Source organism: Marinicella meishanensis, assembly GCF_019931145.1.
Lineage (GTDB): Bacteria > Pseudomonadota > Gammaproteobacteria > Xanthomonadales > Marinicellaceae > Marinicella > Marinicella meishanensis.
The window spans coordinates 86,502-103,608 of the sequence record NZ_JAIOUV010000004.1 but is presented as its reverse complement, the minus strand read 5'-3'; the positions used below and the strand labels follow the sequence as shown (position 1 = coordinate 103,608).

Here is a 17,107-nt window from a genome sequence, read left to right as displayed (position 1 = left end):
GATCGTATTTTTCAGCCATCAAGGCATCAGTCGTGATGTGTGGTCACTCCACATGAACGAATGAATAACGCTGAGGGATGGAAAATACGACCCAGCCCCATGGGTTCAGACTGCAAAGGCCACACCCTGCGTTGCTCATCGTTCGATTGGAATGACCAAACCACGCGATTCGCGCTTTGATTGTGACTTCTGCAGCCTGAACAGTGGTCTTGCAGTTGGTGTTAACAGGCCCTAGCAGAAGCCAGGCTGGCTGACAGCCCGAACGCACCCTTGGTTGCCTGGGCTGGCGCGGCGATTGTGGCTTTTCACACAAGCCCCACAGAAAAGTGCTATACTGATTGGGTGATAAGGGGGCTTTTGCTGCTGGATGCATGGCGGTGATGAAGCACTTGCTTCGCCATCATGGCATTTTTGGTAAGCATAAGAAGTGGGTGAATCGGTCAATCATGACCGGATGGTCCACCGCTTTCTGTGCTGCAGTAATTGACCGAATTGTTACCCAAATGACATCAGGTAGCCAATGAGGAAAAGGTATTGGATAATTGGGGCAAGTTGTGTTGTCTTGTTGGCAACGGCCTTGATTGCGGCCTTTTACATTTACCAGTTGTTTCAAGATCACACCACCTTTCCAGGCAACGTGTGGTACTGGTTAACCCTCAACACCTGGATCATCATCAGTGTCGCCACCATCATCTATTTGTTGCACGTGGCGGTGTACCAAACGCGGCGCAAGCGCTGGCTGAGCATCATTCGCAACGCCCATGTGGATTACCTGACCGGGCTGCCCAATCAATACCAGCTGATCAAAGACCTGAAACACAGCGAGCACACCAACCTGGCCTTCCTCAAATTCAACAACTACAACAGCATCCTCAACACCTATGGCCCAGCGGTTACTGATGGGGTGGTCAAACAAGTGGCGGCGGTGCTGGCGGCATTCGAGCATCCGCTGATGCAAAAATCCGGGCGATACTACATCCAACAAGCGGTGTTTGCGGTGCTGGAAGACCAGGACACCAGCTATGAGAACATCGCCACCATCACCAAAGCGATCGTCAAAAACATCATGAATACCCGCTACCAGGTGGGTGATGATGAATACATCGCCTTGAACATCACGGTGGGGGCGGTGCGGCAAAATGAAGACGCATTCATGCTGGCCAACATGGCCTTACAAGAAGCCGAATCTCAGAAACTGCAGTTTTATTTGATCGATGACCTGCAAGCCAACCTACCGGCCATTTACAAACGCGATTTGGCCTTGACCCAAGCCTTGTTGCAAGGCATCCAAGACCGGCGATTGGTGGCTTGGTTTCAACCGATTTATCACGCCAGACAACACACCGTGGTCAAATACGAATGTCTGGCCCGCTTGTTGGACGAAAAGCAACAAGTCAAAATGAGTCCCAATGTCTTCATGCCGCTGGCTCATCGGGCCAATTTGTATCACATGGTGACCCGCGTGATGGTCAAACATGCCTTGCGTTTTGCCGAACGGAATGAGGTGGTGGTCAATGTCAACATCAGCCTGTCGGACATCAACAACCGCCGCACCTGTGACTACATCTTTCACAAAATCAAGCAATCCAGTCATGGCCATTTGATCCATTTTGAGTTGTTGGAAAATGAAGCCATCATGGAATCGGCGGCCATCGTGCGGTTCATCAATCGCTTGCACGATTTGGGCTCCCGCGTGGGCATGGATGATTTGGGCAAAGGCTATTCCAACATCGAACGGTTGCTCAATTTACCGATCGATTTCGTGAAAATTGATCGCAGCATCATGGAAAACATCACCCAAAACCTGGAAATGCAGCAGGTGGCCAAAGGCATCGTGCGCCTGGCCCACAAAAAGCGCCTGAAAGTGGTGGCCGAATATTGCGCCGATGCCGATTTGACTCGGCTGGCCAAAGACTTGGGGGTGGATTACCTGCAAGGCTATTATTTGGGCAAGCCAGCTCCCGGCCCGGTCATTGACGCCCCAGCCACGGCCGAAGCCAACGGCTGATATTTCTGTTAGAATGGCGCCTGAAACATCCCGCCAATAAATTTGTATGAAAACAGACTGCATTCAGGTCTTTGTCAGCTGTGCCAGTCAAGCCGAAGCCAACATGATGGTTGAAACTTTGTTGACTGACCAAATAATTGCCTGTGCACAAATCATGCCAGGGGTTGAATCTTTTTATCGCTGGCAAGGTCAAATGACCCAGTCTTCCGAGGTGCTGTTGGTGTTAAAAACCCGGCAATCTCACTTTGAACGGCTGCGGTCCACGATCAAACAGCACCACAGTTATGACGTGCCTGAAATCATTGCCGTGCCTCTGGTCAACGGTGATCAGGACTATTTGAATTGGATCCATGAAGAAACCAAATAACAACATTAATGGTCGACTGCCCGTGTGGCAGTGGACACTGACCGCCCTTTTGGCTTTGCTGTCCAGCTCGGTACTGGCCGACCGCACCCCGCCGCCGCCCGATGAAGCCATGCAATTGTCGGTCACAGTGGAAGATCAACAAACCGTGCGGGTGTCATTCGCTTTGTTGGATGAGGTGTACCTGTATCAGCACGCACTGGCCTTCACTGGCGAAGACCTGGATGTGGATCAAACCCAATTGAAATTGCCCCAAGGCAAGGAAAAAGACGATCCGGCATTCGGTCTGGTGCAAACCTATTGGGAGTCTTTACAAATCGATGTGCCGGTGATGGCCATCGGCGAGCAGCCCAAACTGCAAATCAAGTACCAAGGTTGTGTGGATGGCTTCATTTGTTACCCGCCTCAACGAAAAACCATTGACCTCACCGGTCAACTGTTGCCAGCCGCAGTACCGGCGGCTGCTGATCAAGGCCTGTTGAATTTGGGCAACAACAGCAGCAGCGGCTTCTTTGCCAATGACCAACAACTGCTGCCGGTGGACCAGGCCTTTCAGTTCGAAACCATCGCTTTGGATGCCGAGGTGTTGATGGTGCGTTTCACCATGGCGCCGAACATCTACCTGTACAAAGACCAGGTGGCTTTCACCACCTTCACCGACGGGGTGCAACTGGGTGAGCCTGTGTTCCCCGAGGCCCAGCTCAAAGACGACCCTGAATTTGGCCTGGTGGATGTGTTCTACGATGTGGTGGAAATAGAATTGCCCTACAGCCGCTCAGCTGCTGGCATCGACACGTTAGACATCGAAGCGGCGTTTCAGGGCTGCGAGGACGGTAAGGTGTGTTACCCACCGACCGCACAATTGGCCACTGTGGATTTGCCGCCAGCCGCCACCTTGGTAACTGAGGCAGCGTCCACCCAAATGGCCAGCCAAGTGGCCAGCCAAGGACAGGCGCCTGATCTGGCCGTTGCCAAATCAGAAACCGAAGAGATCAATGAGGTGTTCGATGAATCCATTTTCTGGATCATGCTGCAGTTCTTTGGCTTTGGCTTGCTGTTGGCTTTGACCCCGTGCGTGTTTCCCATGATCCCGATCCTGTCGGGTTTGATTGTGGGCCAAAAAGACCCGTCCACCGCCAAAGCCTTCACTTTGTCGGTGATCTATGTGCTGGCCATGGCGGTGACCTACACCGCGGTGGGGGTGGTCATGGGCCTGATGGAAATCAATGCCCAGGCCTTGTTCCAAAAACCCTGGATCATCACTGTATTCACGTTGATCTTTGTGTTGTTGAGCCTGAGCATGTTTGGCTTTTATGATCTGCAATTGCCGGCCAGTTGGCAAAACAAGCTGACCCACATTTCCAACCGCCAAAAAGGCGGTACCTATGTGGGGGTGGCGGTGATGGGGCTGTTGTCGGCTTTGATCGTGGGTCCTTGCGTGGCCCCGCCCTTGGCGGCTGCCGTGATATACATTTCGACCACCGATGGGGGACCGGTGCTGGGCGGCTTGGCCTTGTTTGCCATGTCCTTGGGCATGGGCGCCCCGCTGATTGCCATTGGCACTTCGGCCGGTAAATGGATGCCCAATGCCGGTGGTTGGATGAATGTGGTGAAATCATTCTTTGGTATTTTGTTGTTGGGTATGGCAATTTGGTTTTTGTCGCGCATCTTGCCGGGTGACATCACCTTGATGTTGTGGGGTGTGTTGCTGATTGCCAGCGCCGTGATGTGGCACCAACATGCCAAGAACAACGGTTTGAGCGGTTGGGTCATGTCTTTGTTTGATGCCCTGCGCATCTTGTTGTTGATCGTGGGTACCGCGCAGTTGATCGGTGGCATGGCCGGCAAATCCGACCCCATTCGACCGCTCAAAGGGGTGTTCTCGGGTGGCGCCGTGACCGCACAGAAAGTTGAATTCAAAATGATCAAGTCTTTGGCCGATCTGCAGCGCGAAATCGAGCAAAGCGACCAGCCCGTGTTCCTGGATTTTTATGCCGACTGGTGTGTGGAATGCAAACGCATGGAACGCACCACTTTCCAAGACCCTGAAATTGTCGCCCTGACTGCCCAAATGACGGTGTTGAAAGCCGATGTCACGGCCAATGATGCGGTGGATGCAGCACTGATGAAACGCTTCGGCATTGTGGGGCCACCAGCCAGTTTGTTCTTTGCCGCCGATGGCACGCCATTGAAGGCGCTGAACTTTTTCGGTTACAAAAATGCCTCGGACTTGAAACAAACGTTTGAAAAAATACTAAAATAAGCAACTTTCTGGACATTCGCTGCCAATTGATGCACAATCGCGGAACTTAGAAGCGAAATTTGTATTTCATCCATGCGCGAAATTGCCGTCATCAATGGTCCGAACCTGAACTTATTGGGCACTCGGGAACCTGAAATTTATGGTTCAGAATCATTGCAAGACATCAATCAAGCGCTGACCACCTTGGCCACCGAACTGGACTTGCAAGTGCGGTTCATGCAATCCAACGCCGAGCATGAAATCGTGGAATACATCCACCGTTGTCACCACGAACAAATTTCCGGCATCATCATCAACCCAGCCGCTTTCACCCACACCAGTGTGGCGATTCGCGATGCTTTGCTGGGTACCCAAATCCCTTTCATCGAAGTGCACCTGTCCAACATCCACGCCCGTGAACCGTTTCGGGCGAAGTCGTGGCTGTCGGATGTGGCCATTGGCACCATCACTGGCCTGGGTTCTCAAGGCTATGCCATGGCACTGCGGTATTGGGCCGACTGAACACACATTTACAGGACACAGCAATGGACATCAGAAAAATAAAAAAACTCATTGAACTGTTGGAACAATCATCCCTCACCGAGATGGAGATCACCGAAGGTGAGGAAACCGTTAAATTATCGCGCATCAGCCAAGCGGCACCGGCAGCGCCGGCACCGGCCCAAACCGCACAAGTGGCTGCGGCGGCACCGGCTCAAGCCGGCCCGGTTGAAGCGGCACCTGTGGCTGCTGATGAACCTTCGGGCCTGTTGGTGCGCAGCCCCATGGTCGGCACTTTTTATGCCTCGCCATCACCCGACGCCGAAGCTTTTGTGAAAGTGGGTCAGCAGGTCAATGTCGGTGACACCCTTTGCATGGTGGAAGCGATGAAGATGTTCAATCAGATCGAATCAGAGCACAAAGGCAAAATCAAACGCATCTTGGTGGAAAATGGCCAGCCGGTTGAGTTTGATGAACCGCTGTTTGAAATTGAGTGAGCTGAGGATCCGATATGTTCAGTAAAATTGTCATCGCCAATCGCGGCGAAATCGCGCTGAGGATCTTGCGTGCCTGTCAAACTTTGGGGGTCAAAACCGTGGCAGTGCATTCCACCATTGACCGCAACCAAAAGCACGTCGGCATGGCCGATGAGTCGGTATGCATCGGTCCGCCGTCTTCCTTGGAATCCTATTTGGACATCCCCAAAATCATTGCCGCGGCCGAGGTCACCGATGCCGAAGCCATTCACCCGGGTTATGGCTTTTTGGCCGAGAATGCCGAATTCGCCGAATGCATTGCCGAATCGGGCTTTAAATTCATTGGGCCGCGGGCCGAAACCATCCGTTTGATGGGTGACAAAGTGGCTGCCATCGAGGCCATGAAAGCCGCCGGGGTCCCTTGTGTGCCGGGTTCAGATGGGCCGTTGAACGATGATCCTGAGCGCAACTTGGCCATCGCCAAAAAAATTGGCTACCCAATCATCGTCAAAGCCGCTGCTGGCGGTGGTGGCCGTGGCATGCGGGTGGTGCACACCGAAGCGGCCTTAAACAACGCCATCATCACCACCAAAACCGAGGCAAAAGCCGCTTTTGGTGATGACACGGTGTACATGGAAAAATACCTGGAAAACCCGCGACACATTGAAATTCAGGTGTTGTCGGACATGCACGGTCATGCCATTCACCTGGGGGAGCGCGATTGTTCCATGCAACGTCGCCACCAAAAAGTGGTGGAAGAGGCGCCGGCACCGGGCTTGACCGAGGAAGAACGCGCTGCCATCGGCGAAGTCTGTGTCGAAGCCTGTAAGCGGATTCGCTATGAAGGGGCTGGCACCTTCGAATTTTTGTATGACTCGGGTCATTTTTATTTCATTGAAATGAACACCCGCATCCAAGTGGAACACCCGGTCACTGAATTGATCACCGGGGTGGACCTGATCAAACAACAGCTGCTGATCGCCAGCGGCGAGCACCTGCAAATTCAACAATCGGACATCCAGCTGACCGGCCACGCCATTGAGTGCCGGGTCAACGCCGAAGACCCCAAAACCTTCATGCCTTCACCGGGCACCATCGACATATTTCATGCCCCAGGCGGCCCCGGCGTGCGGGTCGATTCGCATGCCTATGACGGCTATCCGGTGCCACCGAATTATGACTCCATGATTGGTAAAATCATCACCCACGGTGAAGACCGCATCACCGCCATCCGGCGCATGCGACTGGCCTTGGCTGAGACGGTGGTCAGCGGCATCAAAACCAACATCCCCTTGCAGCAGAAAATCATGACCGATCGGGGTTTTGTGGCCGGTGGCAAAAACATCCATTACCTGGAAAAACGCCTCAAAGAAGACAACTGAAGCGGAACGCCCATGGCCTTTTATGAATTGACGGTGCAGGTCAACCAAGCCTTGTCAGCCACCATTGATGAATTGATGATGGCTGCCGGGGCCGTTGGCGTGACCTATGCCGATGCCAAAGACCAGCCGATTTATGAGCCCAAGCCGGGTGAAATGCCTTTATGGCACCACCTCAAAATCACCGCTTTGTTTGATGACCAAGGCTTGCTGGAAGCCGCCAGTCAGCAATTGCACCAAACCCACCCCGAATTGGAACAGTTGCAAACCCAACTGGCCGACCAGGTGTGGGAGCGGTTGTGGATGGCCCATTTCAAGCCGCTGCAATTTGGCCGCAACAGCTGGGTCATCCCCGATGGTTATGAGGTGGTCGACCCCGATGCCAAAAACCTGTTGCTGGATCCCGGTTTGGCCTTCGGTACCGGCACCCATGAGACCACGGCCTTGTGTTTGCGGTGGCTCGATGAAAACGATGTGAGGGGCTTGTCACTGGTGGATTTTGGTTGTGGTTCTGGGATCTTGGCGGTGATGGCCTTGCTGCATGGTGCCAAACAGGTGATTTGTGTGGACATCGATGATCAGGCGATCATGGCCACCCGACAAAATGCCAAAAAAAATGGGGTGGCTGCCGGCATCCAGGTGGTGAATCCTGAAAATGTGCGCAGCATCAAAGAACAAGATGGGATTTTGGCTAATATATTGGCAGAACCTTTGATGACTTATTGCGATGCATTTCATCGCATGCTCAAACCACATGGCTTCATCGTGCTCAGCGGCATACTCAAATCTCAAAAAAACATGATTTGTGAAAAATATGCCACTCGATTTATTGACATTGCGTGTGAAATTGAACATGATTGGGTGCGTGTGGGAGCCATCAAGGGTCCAGTCAGCGAGTGAAGAAGAACGGCGCAGCCGTTTGACTCGACATCCACTGGCGATAAAAATCCAGTTTACTTAAATATTCCGACTTGATTGTGTGTGTCTGAGAGTGTGTTGACCAGCGCGGTTGAGTGAACTTAAACGCAGAGAAAAGAATTGTATACTCAGTGCAGAGGTTGTGGTGAAGTGTTCGTGATCGAAGTCGATCACTTGACCCACGCGCGTGGCCAAGTCCGTTGTAACTTATGTGGCACGGTGTTTGATGGTTTGGAAACCTTGAGTGCGCGAAAACCCCATGAAGATGAAGACCTGCTGCTGCACGATTTTGACAATGCCCCACCGTTGTTGACCCAAGCTTACCATTCCCTGCATGTGGCTGAGGCGGTCGAAGAAGAATTGGCCGATGATGGCAGCATGCCCGCTTTCATCACCCCCGAAGAGTCAGTGGCCGATGTGCCTTTCGTGGCAGAGAAACGCCAACAACCACCCCAGACTTCCAACAAAATGTGGTCCCTGCTGGCGGTGGCGATGCTGGCGATGCTGGCCTGGCAGGCGCAAATGGCCATTGCCGCTGGTCAAATCAATTTACCTGAAGGGGCGGTCAGTGACAATTTGTGTGGACTGATTCCCTGTGCGCAGGAAGTGGAGGCGGTGGATCTGAATGCCATATCCCTGGTGTCCAGAAACATCCGACCTCACCCAGGACGGGACGAAGCCCTGATCATCACCGCCAGCATGATCAACGCCAATCCCAACAACCCAACATTCCCGGCTTTGGAAATCAAACTGTCGGATCTGGATGGTCAAATCGTGGCCATGCGCCGTTTTGTGGCCCAAGAATACGTGCCTGCCGATGTGCTGCGGGCTGGTTTTGTGTCCAACACCTTGATTCCAGTGAACCTGGAAATTGTCAGCCCCGGGGCCGATGCGGTGGCTTTTGAGATCGGTTTTGTGCAGCCATGAAAGCGTCGGACCACAACCAAAAAGCCTTCACCCGCGAATCGGTTCGCACTTATCTGGAGTCACTGAATGGTCACAGCACCAATTGTTTGTATGACTTGGTGATCGATGAGACCGAAAAAGGCATGATCCTGGAAGTGTTGAATTGGTGTCAGGGCAACCGCTCCAAAGCCGCCGACATCCTGGGCATCACCCGCACCACCTTGCGCAACAAAATGCGCAAATTGAAAATTTCCAGTTAACCGCACCTGCCGCCTGGTTCGCTGGGCTTGATCCGTTCAAAAACTGCATGAACCCCCCATTGCAATCCTGTATAATACGCGGCTTCCTGATTGATCACACATTCTAGTCATGGCTCAAAATCGCGTACCCATCAGACGGGTTCTCATCAGCGTTTCCGATAAAACCAACATCGAAATGTTGGCCTCAGGACTGGCCCGTTTGGGCGTCGAAATCTTGTCCACTGGTGGCACCGCAAAAATGCTGGAACAAGCCGGCATGGTGGTCACCGAAATTTCCGAATACACCGAATTTCCGGAAATGATGGATGGCCGCATCAAAACCCTGCACCCCCGAGTCCATGGCGCTTTGTTGGGCCGACATGGGGTGGATGATGAGGTGATGAACCAGCATGGAATTGAAGGCATTGACTTGTTGGTGGTCAACTTATACCCCTTTGAATCGACCATCATGAAACCCGATGTGAGCTTGGAAGAAGCCATCGAAAACATCGACATCGGTGGTCCGGCCATGATTCGCGCCGCGGCCAAGAATCATGACCGGGTGACGGTGTTGGTGAATCCCGATGACTACGAAGAAATGCTGGATGAATTGACCACCTATGGGGGCATTTCGCACGCCAACCGACACATCCTGGCAGCCAAAGCCTTTGCCCACACCGCCCGCTATGATGGTTTGATTGCCAATTACCTCAGTGCCATCAATGACACCGAGGAACAAGAAGATTTCCCGCGTTATTTCACGCAACAATTCAAGCACCGCTCAGAGTTGCGTTATGGTGAAAACCCACACCAAAAAGCGGCCTTTTACACCGAACAAAATCCGGCCTCAGGCACCATTGGCCACGCCTGGCAAATCCAAGGCAAGGCCTTGTCCTATAACAACATTGCCGATGCCGATGCGGCCCTGTCCTGCGTCAAAGAATTTAAAGACACACCGGCTTGTGTGATCGTGAAACACGCCAACCCTTGTGGGGTGGCGGTCGAAACAGACCACACACTGGCTTATCTGAAAGCCTTTGCCACCGATCCCACCTCGGCCTTTGGTGGGGTGTTGGCCTTCAACGGCAAACTCACCGGTCAAACCGCCGAGACCATCCTCGACAAACAATTTGCCGAAGTGATTGTGGCGCCTGATTTTGATCAAGACGCCCTGAAAATTTTCGCCACCAAGAAAAACCTGCGGGTCATCTGTTGTGGAGAAATTCCCACCGCCAACAAACCTTGGTTGATGTACAAACGGGTCAGTGGCGGCTTGTTGGTGCAAGATGCCGACATCCAAATGATCGATGTCAATGAAGCACAAGTGGTGACCAAACGCCAACCATCCAAACAAGAATTGGCCGACATGGCCTTTGCTTGGCGGGTCGGTAAGTGGGTCAAATCCAATGCCATTGTGTATGCCAAAAACGGACAAACCATTGGCGTTGGCGCCGGCCAGATGAGTCGGGTGGTGTCGGCCCGCATCGCCTCCATCAAAGCCGATGATGCCGGCTTGAAAGTGGCCGGATCAGCCATGGCTTCGGATGCGTTTTTCCCCTTCCGTGATGGCATCGATGCCGCGGCTCAGGCGGGCATCACCTCGGTCATTCAACCCGGTGGCTCGATCCGCGATGAAGAAGTGATCCAAGCCGCCAATGAGCACGACATGGCGATGATCTTCACTGGCATGCGCCATTTTAATCACTGAACAAAAAAGGAAATCTCATGAATCAAGTCACGAACAAAACCCAGAATCGGGTGTTGGTCATTGGATCGGGCGGACGCGAACATGCCTTGGCCTGGCGTTTGGCGCAATCGACCACCGTCAGCCACACTTTTGTGGCACCCGGCAACGCCGGAACCGCACGGGAACCCAACACCGAAAATGTCGATCTGGCCGTGAATGACTTCGCCGCAGTGATTAATTTTTGCCGAGCCAATGACATCAGTTTGGTGGTGGTTGGCCCCGAACAGCCGTTGGTGGATGGTCTGGTGGATGCCTTGTCGGCGGCCAATATTGCTTGCTTTGGCCCCAGTGCCCAAGCGGCGCAACTGGAAGGGTCCAAAGCGTTTGCCAAAGATTTTCTGCTGCGTCACGGCATTCCCACGGCCGCTTATGGTGAATTCACCGATGTGCTGGCGGCCCATCAATATTTGGCCAAGCAGTCATTCCCCATCGTGATCAAAGCCGATGGCTTGGCCGCAGGCAAAGGGGTGGTGATCGCCGAGAACCTGTCACAAGCGCAGGCGACGGTGGAAGACATGCTGTCTGATAACAAGTTTGGTGAGGCCGGCAGTCGCATCATCATCGAAGAATTTTTACAAGGAGAGGAGGCCTCCTACATCGTCATAGCCGACGGTCAGAACTTCATTCCCATGGCCACCTCACAAGACCACAAAGCCCGCGACAATGGCGATGTGGGACCCAACACCGGCGGCATGGGGGCTTATTCACCGGCTCCGGTGGTGACGCCGGAGATTGACCGCCAGGTGGCTGAACACGTCATCCAGGCAACCTTGGATGGCATGGCCCAAGACGGCATGCCATTCACCGGGTTTTTGTATGCCGGCTTGATGATCAATGCGGCCGGTCAAGCCAAAGTGCTGGAATTCAATGTCCGCTTTGGTGACCCCGAAACCCAACCGATCATGACCCGCTTGCAAAGCAATCTGGACCAACTGTGTTTGGCCGCCATTGAAGGCCAGCTCGACCAAACCGAAATCCAGTGGGACCCGCGCAGTGCCTTGGGTGTGGTTATGGCCGAACAAGGCTATCCCGGCGCCTATGGCAAAGGCCATGAAATCCAAGGCCTGGACCAAGTCACCGACGAGGTCAAGGTGTTCCATGCCGGTACCGCCCAGGCCGGTGACGCGGTGGTGACCAATGGTGGTCGGGTGTTGTGCGTGTGTGCGCTGGATGCCGAATTGGCCAAGGCCCAAGCCAAGGCTTACAACGCGGTCAAGCAAATCACTTGGGGCAGCGAGTACTACCGCACTGACATCGGCTTCAAAGCCTTGTAAAAACGGCTTGCCAGTCAGCGATTAAAAAGGCACCTGCGGGTGCCTTTTTTGCAGGCGCGGCAGAAAACAGTGTTATACTGTGATTATAGCGTACACATGTAAACTGAAATGACTGCAAATCCCGTTAAATACTACCCACCGCTCGAAGAAAAGGTCAACATTGGTTCGCACTTGTTGGGCCTGCTGCTCAGCGTGGTGGGTCTGGTGTTGCTGCTGATCGAAGCCATTCAGGCTGGCAGCACCGCCCAAGTGGTCGGCTTCACCGTGTTTGGGGTCAGTTTGATGTTGTTGTACACCGCCTCAGCGGTTTACCATGCCAGTCAAAAACCGGCGCTGCGCCGCAAACTGCGGGTGCTGGATCACGCCGCCATTTACCTGTTGATCGCGGGTACCTACACGCCCTTTATGTTGGTGACTTTGCCCGGGACTTTGGGTTATGGCATCTTGATCGCAGCTTGGAGCATGGCTTTGGTGGGGATCGTGTTGAAGGTCTTTTTCACCGGCCGCTTTGAGTTGGGGTCAACCCTGTTATATGTGCTGATGGGTTGGGCCATTGTGTTTGCCATCAAACCCTTGGCCGCCAACTTGCCGGCCACGGGTCTGAGTTGGCTGATTGCCGGCGGCATTGCCTACACCCTGGGTGCGGTGCTGTATGCGATCAAAAAAATCCCTTTCAACCACGCCATCTTCCATGTATTTGTGTTGTTGGGCAGTGGCTGTCATTTTGTCGCGGTGTATGGCTATGTGGGGGTTTGATCCCTGAGTCAGCAAACCTGAGCTGGTTGCCACAGCAATCAGTCCACCACTTGACAATTCAAGGTCAGGTTCTGCAATCGATTCAACATTTTTTTGGTGGCTTGACAGCTCAGCTCACCGGTGATGATCAAGGCTTCTTCAATGCCCATTTTTTGGGCCGTTGCATGCCACTGATCACTGCCTGCCACCACCAAGGCCGTGGCCGCCGCATCGGCCTGGATGCCAGAACCACTGATCACAGTCGCTGACACAATTTCTGCCACCGGCATGCCGGTTTTGGGGTGAATGATGTGGGAGTAACGCTGGCCATCAAAGGCTTTGTAACGTTGGTAATTGCCTGACGTGAACACCGCTTCATCACCATCAATGGTCAGTTCGGCCACCATCGACCAATCGGTGGGTGATTGGATGGCGATGCGCCAGGGGTTTTTGCCTTTGTCACCCATGCTGCGCAAGTCGCCACCGGCATTGACGATGGCGTTGTTGATGCCGTGTTGACGCAAGAGGGACATGGCTTGGTCCACCGCATAGCCTTTGGCGATGCCGCCAAAATCCAGCCACACGCGCGGATTGTCGCTGCTCAACTGTTGGCCATTGAAGTGCAAATCATCCACGGTCAGCTGCTGGGATACCAGCGCTTGGATCTCATCAGTCTCCGGTGGTGGGGTCAAAATGGGGTAGTCATCGGTGTGAAAGCCCCACAGGTTAACCAGTTCGCCAATCACCGGGTTGAACAAGTGATCTGACTGCACAGCCAGGTCACGGGTTTGTTGCAGAAAGGACAACTCCTCTGCGGTCAAAGTCACCGTTTGACCCTGGCGCAAAGCCTGGTTGATGTCATCCAAGCGGCCCGGTTTCCAAGCGTGCCATTGGTGATGCATGGCATTGAAGGTGTCGCTGATTTGCTCGATGGCGGCTTGGGATTGTGCAGGATCGTCGTGCCACAAGTTCAACTCCACCAAAGTGCCGAACACAAACAATTGATGCTTGGTGGGCGTCAGATTGATTGATTCACAACCCGCCATCAACCAGCAAAAACAAACAGTGAACAAGGCCTTTTTCATGATGATATTTTAGTTCATTTGGTTGTGGATTGATCACAGTCTGTGGATAAATTTGAGGTTCTTGCATCCAAAGCACAGCATCCTGGTCTCTATTAAGACATCATCATCTGAAAAACAGGAGTCCCATGACCGTTGAAGCAGCCATCTTATTCGTCATCATTTTTACCTTGGCCATGTTGATTTTTGTGCACATGGTTAATCGCCACAAGCTGAAAATCAAAACCCATGAATTGCTGGAAAAAAGCCTCGACAAAGGCATTGATGTGACGCCCGAAATGATTGAAAAACTGCACCAGGACCGCTCTCCTCGCTACAAAGACTTTCGCCGTGGTATCATAATGGCAGCGATCGGTGCGGCGGTGTTTTGTTTCAGTTTGATCATTCCTGAAGACGACACGGCCAAGGTGTTTCGCGGCTTGTCACTGTTTCCATTTTTTGTCGGCGCGGGGTTTTTACTGGTTTGGAAAGTCAACAAGTACGACGACTGAAACTGGTGAATCAAGACACGGTCTTGTCATTGGTTAACCGCGTAGTCACCCGTGATGACCACGCGGCTTTTGCACGCCTGGTGCAGCTGCACCAAGGTTTGATTCGGCATTTCCTGCGGCGCCTGGCTGCGGGCGATCACGCCACCGCCGAAGATTTGGCCCAAGAAACCTTTTTGTTGGCTTACCGCAAAATTCACCAATACCAATCCACCGGGACCTTCAGTTCTTGGCTACACACCATTGCCTATCGTTTGTTTTTGCGCGGCTGTCAGGCGGTACAGACGGTGAGTTTCGATGCCGAGGTGCACAGCGCCGTTTTGCATCGCAACCCGGCTGAAGCCGACTTAGACGCCGAGCGGTTGATGCGCATCTTAAATCACAAAGAGCGGGCGGTGATCACCCTGTCTTGTGCCGTGGGCATGAGTCATGGTGAAATCCAAACGGTGACCGAATTGCCTTTGGGCACCATCAAATCCTTGATCCAACGGGGTAAAACCAAGCTCAGAAAACACCTTCAACATCCCCAGTCAACCCAACAGGTGAACTCATGAATGACCAATCCATCGAAGACATTTTGGCCTACCACCAGCCTTTGGATGGGGCCCATTTTCGCCAGCAACTGCTGCAACAATTGGCGGTGGTGCAAGCCCGCCGTCGCCGCATCATGGTCTGGTTTTGTGTGTTGGGCGTGTTGTTGACCTTGGTTTACTTGTGGTGGATGCTGCCCAGCCTGGTCTGGTCGCAGTTGTTCACCCCGATCAATGGCCTGTTGCTGTTCGGCATCGGGGTGTTTGTCATCTGGTTGTGGACCGACACCCTGACCAGTCATTAGGGCCCAAAGCTGAACCAGCAGAAGGTGCCAACAGGCGCTGGATTTTCAGTCAATTTTCAAGCACTTACTTGAGCTGATTTGATACACTGATGGCAGTTGAATTGGTGCAGACTTCGATGAAAGACGAAACCCATCAGTATTTAATCCAAAGTGATGCCGTGTTGTTCGGCGTGTTGGCAACCATCTTGGGTTTGGTGTTCTATACCAAACAAAGTCAGCACCCTTTCTGGGTCAAGTTTTACACCTTTGTCCCGGCCTTGTTGATGTGTTACCTGTTGCCGTCGTTCCTGACCACATTTGGCTTGGTCGATCCGGATGCGTCCAATTTGTATTACATGGCTTCACGTTATCTGTTGCCGGCGGCGCTGGTGTTGTTGACTTTGAGTATCGACCTCAAAGGCATCATCCGCCTGGGACCGAAAGCCGGCATCATGTTTTTTACCGGCACCTTGGGCATTGTCATCGGCGCGCCGATTGCTTTTTTGGCAACCCGGGCGTTGTATCCCGATGCGTTTGCTGCTTCCGGGGCAGAGGAGATTTGGCGCGGCATGACCACTTTGGCCGGTTCCTGGATCGGCGGTGGTGCCAACCAGGCCGCCATGAAAGAGGTGTGGGAAGTGTCGGATGCTGCCTTCACCCAAATGGTGGCGATTGATGTGGTGTGGACCAACATCTGGATGGCGATTTTGTTGTTGATGGCGGCCCGTGCGGCAAAAATCGATGCCCGAACCGGGGCCGATGTCGAGGCCATCGAACGCATCAAGTTGAAAATGGAAACCTTCCAGAAAGAGCACAGCAAAGCCGTGACTTTGCCAGACTTGGTGTTCATGGCCGCCATTGCTTTTGGCCTCACCGGTTTGTCACATGCCATCGCCAATTGGTTGGGCCCGGCCATCAAAGACCATTTACCGCTGTTGGCTGAATTCAACCTGGATTCGACCTTTTTCTGGCTGGTCATTTTGGCCACCATCGGTGGTGTGGTGATGTCCTTCACCCGCGCCAAGCGCCTGGAAGGGGTGGGCGCCTCAGGTGTTGGATCTTTGTTTGTTTACATGCTGGTGGCGACCATCGGCTTGAAAATGGACGTCACCCAAATCAAACCCTTCTTGTTCGTGATTGGCGGCATTTGGATCGCCACCCATGCCATCTTGTTGTTGGTGGTGGGCAAGTTGATCAAGGCCCCGGTGTTCTTCCTGGCAGTGGGCTCCCAAGCCAATGTCGGTGGTGCCGCCTCGGCACCGGTGGTGGCCTCGGCCTTCCACTCCGCCTTGGCCCCGGTCGGCGTGCTGCTGGCCGTGCTCGGTTACGTGGTCGGCACCTCCGCCGCCATGCTCACCGGCATCATTTTGCAATCGTTGGCGGGATGATTTCAGTGATATGAAACCCTGTTATTTCCTGACTTGATCCGGGTATACGTGTTTAAACCATGAAAAAATACCGCATCAACAAAGACGCCTATTCGGCAGCCTCAAAACGTTCAGTGGGCCACGAATTTCTGGGTGATGATTATCAGGATAAAAAATACACCTGTAAAAAGTGCCGGCAGGAAGCTGTGTTCCTCGCCAAAGATCAAAAAGAGGCTTTTGAAGTCAAGAAAGTCTATATGTGGGCCCACCGTGAGCTGTGTGGGCCTTGCTACAAAACCATGAAATCAATCAGAACAACGCTCCGGCAAATGCAACAGCAATACATTCAGGACATGTCAGCGGTGATTGCTGATCGCTCATTTCTCAAAGTGTGGTTGGAACTGCTTGAGCTTTACCCAAAATTCGGAGCCAAAGCCAACACGGCGCGCATAGATTTTGTCAAAAAACAACTGACTGAGTGATCTGCAGTCACGCTCTGACCTGACAGTCAACCCAAAGTCTGCTGATAACGGGTGATGTCGATCAAGGGTGCTGAGTGAAGGCGGT

18 protein-coding genes are annotated in these 17,107 nt (G+C 53.1%); 17 read left to right on the top strand and 1 reads right to left on the bottom strand.

Annotation, left to right across the window (positions count from 1 at the left end; translation table 11 throughout):
- Positions 1 to 562 precede the first annotated feature (562 nt).
- The 12 genes from K7G70_RS07615 (at position 563) to trhA (ending at position 12,810) form a co-directional block, all read left to right on the top strand.
- A complete protein-coding gene (locus K7G70_RS07615) occupies positions 563 to 2,008 on the top strand; it encodes an EAL domain-containing protein (protein WP_223788023.1) in 1,446 nt (481 codons plus the stop codon).
- A gap of 46 nt (positions 2,009 to 2,054) precedes the next feature.
- Complete coding sequence (cutA, locus tag K7G70_RS07610; RefSeq protein ID WP_223788022.1) at positions 2,055 to 2,375, top strand: divalent-cation tolerance protein CutA; 321 nt, start codon at positions 2,055 to 2,057, stop codon at positions 2,373 to 2,375.
- Positions 2,359 to 4,635, top strand: a complete 2,277-nt coding sequence (locus tag K7G70_RS07605; RefSeq protein ID WP_223788021.1) for a protein-disulfide reductase DsbD — start codon at positions 2,359 to 2,361, stop codon at positions 4,633 to 4,635. Before cutA ends, K7G70_RS07605 begins: the two co-directional genes overlap by 17 nt.
- A gap of 72 nt (positions 4,636 to 4,707) precedes the next feature.
- The gene (gene aroQ / locus K7G70_RS07600; protein WP_223788020.1) at positions 4,708 to 5,136 is read left to right on the top strand and encodes a type II 3-dehydroquinate dehydratase; all 429 of its coding nucleotides are present in this window, start codon (positions 4,708 to 4,710) and stop codon (positions 5,134 to 5,136) included.
- A gap of 23 nt (positions 5,137 to 5,159) precedes the next feature.
- Entirely contained in the window at positions 5,160 to 5,612 is a 453-nt protein-coding gene (accB, locus tag K7G70_RS07595; protein ID WP_223788019.1) for an acetyl-CoA carboxylase biotin carboxyl carrier protein, read from the top strand.
- A gap of 14 nt (positions 5,613 to 5,626) precedes the next feature.
- Positions 5,627 to 6,973 (top strand): acetyl-CoA carboxylase biotin carboxylase subunit, encoded by a 1,347-nt coding sequence (gene accC, locus K7G70_RS07590; protein ID WP_223788018.1) that lies wholly within the window; start codon positions 5,627 to 5,629, stop codon positions 6,971 to 6,973.
- Positions 6,974 to 6,985: 12 nt separating this feature from the next.
- Positions 6,986 to 7,870, top strand: coding sequence for a 50S ribosomal protein L11 methyltransferase (gene prmA / locus K7G70_RS07585; RefSeq protein WP_223788017.1), 885 nt, complete (start codon positions 6,986 to 6,988; stop codon positions 7,868 to 7,870).
- Positions 7,871 to 8,008: 138 nt separating this feature from the next.
- The gene (locus K7G70_RS07580; RefSeq protein WP_223788016.1) at positions 8,009 to 8,815 is read left to right on the top strand and encodes a zinc-ribbon and DUF3426 domain-containing protein; all 807 of its coding nucleotides are present in this window, start codon (positions 8,009 to 8,011) and stop codon (positions 8,813 to 8,815) included.
- A complete protein-coding gene (locus K7G70_RS07575; protein ID WP_223788015.1) occupies positions 8,812 to 9,054 on the top strand; it encodes a helix-turn-helix domain-containing protein in 243 nt (80 codons plus the stop codon). The genes K7G70_RS07580 and K7G70_RS07575 overlap by 4 nt, the downstream gene beginning before the upstream one ends.
- A gap of 109 nt (positions 9,055 to 9,163) precedes the next feature.
- Entirely contained in the window at positions 9,164 to 10,741 is a 1,578-nt protein-coding gene (purH, locus tag K7G70_RS07570) for a bifunctional phosphoribosylaminoimidazolecarboxamide formyltransferase/IMP cyclohydrolase (protein ID WP_223788014.1), read from the top strand.
- Positions 10,742 to 10,758: 17 nt separating this feature from the next.
- Positions 10,759 to 12,054, top strand: a complete 1,296-nt coding sequence (gene purD / locus K7G70_RS07565) for a phosphoribosylamine--glycine ligase (RefSeq protein WP_223788013.1) — start codon at positions 10,759 to 10,761, stop codon at positions 12,052 to 12,054.
- A gap of 108 nt (positions 12,055 to 12,162) precedes the next feature.
- Complete coding sequence (gene trhA, locus K7G70_RS07560) at positions 12,163 to 12,810, top strand: PAQR family membrane homeostasis protein TrhA (RefSeq protein WP_223788012.1); 648 nt, start codon at positions 12,163 to 12,165, stop codon at positions 12,808 to 12,810.
- 38 nt (positions 12,811 to 12,848) lie between these two features.
- Here trhA and K7G70_RS07555 read toward each other — a convergent pair whose 3' ends face one another.
- Entirely contained in the window at positions 12,849 to 13,874 is a 1,026-nt protein-coding gene (locus tag K7G70_RS07555; RefSeq protein WP_223788011.1) for an FAD:protein FMN transferase, read from the bottom strand.
- 125 nt (positions 13,875 to 13,999) lie between these two features.
- Here K7G70_RS07555 and K7G70_RS07550 point away from each other — a divergent pair, with 125 nt between their 5' ends.
- The 5 genes from K7G70_RS07550 (at position 14,000) to K7G70_RS07530 (ending at position 17,022) form a co-directional block, all read left to right on the top strand.
- The gene (locus K7G70_RS07550) at positions 14,000 to 14,362 is read left to right on the top strand and encodes a DUF6249 domain-containing protein (RefSeq protein ID WP_223788010.1); all 363 of its coding nucleotides are present in this window, start codon (positions 14,000 to 14,002) and stop codon (positions 14,360 to 14,362) included.
- Positions 14,335 to 14,913, top strand: coding sequence for an RNA polymerase sigma factor (locus tag K7G70_RS07545; protein WP_223788009.1), 579 nt, complete (start codon positions 14,335 to 14,337; stop codon positions 14,911 to 14,913). Before K7G70_RS07550 ends, K7G70_RS07545 begins: the two co-directional genes overlap by 28 nt.
- Positions 14,910 to 15,194 (top strand): hypothetical protein, encoded by a 285-nt coding sequence (locus K7G70_RS07540; protein WP_223788008.1) that lies wholly within the window; start codon positions 14,910 to 14,912, stop codon positions 15,192 to 15,194. Before K7G70_RS07545 ends, K7G70_RS07540 begins: the two co-directional genes overlap by 4 nt.
- Positions 15,195 to 15,310: 116 nt before the next feature.
- On the top strand, positions 15,311 to 16,561 hold the full coding sequence (locus K7G70_RS07535; protein ID WP_223788007.1) for a DUF819 family protein: 1,251 nt from the start codon (positions 15,311 to 15,313) through the stop codon (positions 16,559 to 16,561).
- Positions 16,562 to 16,620: 59 nt separating this feature from the next.
- Positions 16,621 to 17,022, top strand: coding sequence for a zinc-ribbon domain containing protein (locus K7G70_RS07530; protein ID WP_223788006.1), 402 nt, complete (start codon positions 16,621 to 16,623; stop codon positions 17,020 to 17,022).
- Positions 17,023 to 17,107: the final 85 nt, after the last annotated feature.

What these genes read in the sequence shown, in the direction of transcription:
- cutA (WP_223788022.1), top strand. Translation starts at nt 2,055, where the DNA reads ATGAAAACAGACTGCATTCAGGTCTTTGTCAGCTGTGCCAGTCAAGCC.
- K7G70_RS07605 (WP_223788021.1), top strand. Translation starts at nt 2,359, where the DNA reads ATGAAGAAACCAAATAACAACATTAATGGTCGACTGCCCGTGTGGCAG.
- aroQ (WP_223788020.1), top strand. Translation starts at nt 4,708, where the DNA reads ATGCGCGAAATTGCCGTCATCAATGGTCCGAACCTGAACTTATTGGGC.
- accB (WP_223788019.1), top strand. Translation starts at nt 5,160, where the DNA reads ATGGACATCAGAAAAATAAAAAAACTCATTGAACTGTTGGAACAATCA.
- accC (WP_223788018.1), top strand. Translation starts at nt 5,627, where the DNA reads ATGTTCAGTAAAATTGTCATCGCCAATCGCGGCGAAATCGCGCTGAGG.
- prmA (WP_223788017.1), top strand. Translation starts at nt 6,986, where the DNA reads ATGGCCTTTTATGAATTGACGGTGCAGGTCAACCAAGCCTTGTCAGCC.
- K7G70_RS07575 (WP_223788015.1), top strand. Translation starts at nt 8,812, where the DNA reads ATGAAAGCGTCGGACCACAACCAAAAAGCCTTCACCCGCGAATCGGTT.
- purH (WP_223788014.1), top strand. Translation starts at nt 9,164, where the DNA reads ATGGCTCAAAATCGCGTACCCATCAGACGGGTTCTCATCAGCGTTTCC.
- purD (WP_223788013.1), top strand. Translation starts at nt 10,759, where the DNA reads ATGAATCAAGTCACGAACAAAACCCAGAATCGGGTGTTGGTCATTGGA.
- trhA (WP_223788012.1), top strand. Translation starts at nt 12,163, where the DNA reads ATGACTGCAAATCCCGTTAAATACTACCCACCGCTCGAAGAAAAGGTC.
- K7G70_RS07555 (WP_223788011.1), bottom strand. Translation starts at nt 13,874, where the DNA reads ATGAAAAAGGCCTTGTTCACTGTTTGTTTTTGCTGGTTGATGGCGGGT.
- K7G70_RS07550 (WP_223788010.1), top strand. Translation starts at nt 14,000, where the DNA reads ATGACCGTTGAAGCAGCCATCTTATTCGTCATCATTTTTACCTTGGCC.
- K7G70_RS07540 (WP_223788008.1), top strand. Translation starts at nt 14,910, where the DNA reads ATGAATGACCAATCCATCGAAGACATTTTGGCCTACCACCAGCCTTTG.
- K7G70_RS07535 (WP_223788007.1), top strand. Translation starts at nt 15,311, where the DNA reads ATGAAAGACGAAACCCATCAGTATTTAATCCAAAGTGATGCCGTGTTG.
- K7G70_RS07530 (WP_223788006.1), top strand. Translation starts at nt 16,621, where the DNA reads ATGAAAAAATACCGCATCAACAAAGACGCCTATTCGGCAGCCTCAAAA.